Origin of the sequence: Vibrio sp. 1731, assembly GCF_033339955.1 — a bacterium.
Classification (GTDB): domain Bacteria; phylum Pseudomonadota; class Gammaproteobacteria; order Enterobacterales; family Vibrionaceae; genus Vibrio; species Vibrio alginolyticus.
This window is the reverse complement of sequence record NZ_JAWOVO010000164.1, coordinates 1-1059: the sequence shown is the minus strand read 5'-3', so window position 1 is coordinate 1059 and position 1059 is coordinate 1. Positions and strand designations below refer to the sequence as shown.

Annotated in this window: 1 protein-coding gene and 1 pseudogene; one reads left to right on the top strand and one right to left on the bottom strand. The window is 49.2% G+C overall.

From position 1 onward, the window contains the following. Positions 1–269 (top strand): LysR substrate-binding domain-containing protein (locus tag R7035_RS25955; protein WP_318146413.1); only part of this gene is annotated, 269 nt, incomplete at its 5' end. A 55-nt stretch (positions 270–324) separates the two neighbouring features. Here R7035_RS25955 and R7035_RS25950 read toward each other — a convergent pair. Next, positions 325–1059, bottom strand: a pseudogene (locus R7035_RS25950) (penicillin-sensitive transpeptidase); the annotation flags it as partial.

Genomic DNA, 1059 nt, shown 5'->3' with positions numbered 1-1059 from the left:
AAGATGATGAGCGCTTTAAAGCCACCAGTTTAGAAACTTTGCGTAATATGGTTGCTGCGGGAGCGGGTATTACTTTGTTGCCTCAGCTTTCTATTCCAGCCGAAAAACAAAAAGATGGCGTTTGCTACATTCCTGCCGTCAACCCTACGCCTTCACGCAGCATTGTTTTGGCGTACCGCCCTGGCTCTCCGTTGCGTGCTCGTTTTGAAGCATTAGCAGCGAAAATCAAAGCAATTCTAGAGTCGCAGCCATCTTCTATGGCCGCTTAACGTTATAAAAAAGGGGAGAGCCAACGCTCTCCCCTTATCTTTTCTTTCGTTTGGTTTAGAACAACTCTTCCGTTGTGCCACCAGAACCGCTTGAATAAATGCTGTCTTCGAGGCTGTTACCAACGTATTCGGTTGGCTCCGTGCCTTTCTCAAAGTATTCAAACATGGACGTGCTATCCACTTTATGAGTCAGCAGACCGCTGTTGCGATCGATGCGAACGCGCACGATGTCATCTGGAATATTCTTGCCTTGTTCTGGCTTGCCTTCCAATGCCACTTGCATAAAGTCAATCCATGCTGGTTCTGCTGTTTTCGCACCTGATTCAGCACCAGATACTTGGCCTTGACCCAAATTGCTGTTCACCGTCGTGCGGCCTAACGCGCGTGAGTGATCATCGAAGCCCACCCATGCAATAGCAACCACGCCCGGACCATAGCCGTTGTACCATGCGTCTTTTGAATCGTTAGTCGTACCAGTTCTACCTCCACTACCACGACGCTCAAGTTTTTGCGCACGCCAGCCGGTACCGTTCCAGCCAGTTCCTTCACGCCAGTTGCCGCCACCCCAGATGTTGCTGTACATCATTTCACGCATCAAGAATGCGTTTTGTTCAGAGATCACTTGTGGTGCGTATTTTGGTTCATCATTTTCTAGTGCGTTCTCTGGAGCTTGGCCATCAACGGCAACGTCTTGCTCACCGAACTCACTGGCAAAGCGATCCATTTCTGGTTGTGGGCTCATTTGTGGGCAATCTTGATGACAAACGCTCTTAGGGTTGGCTTTAAACAA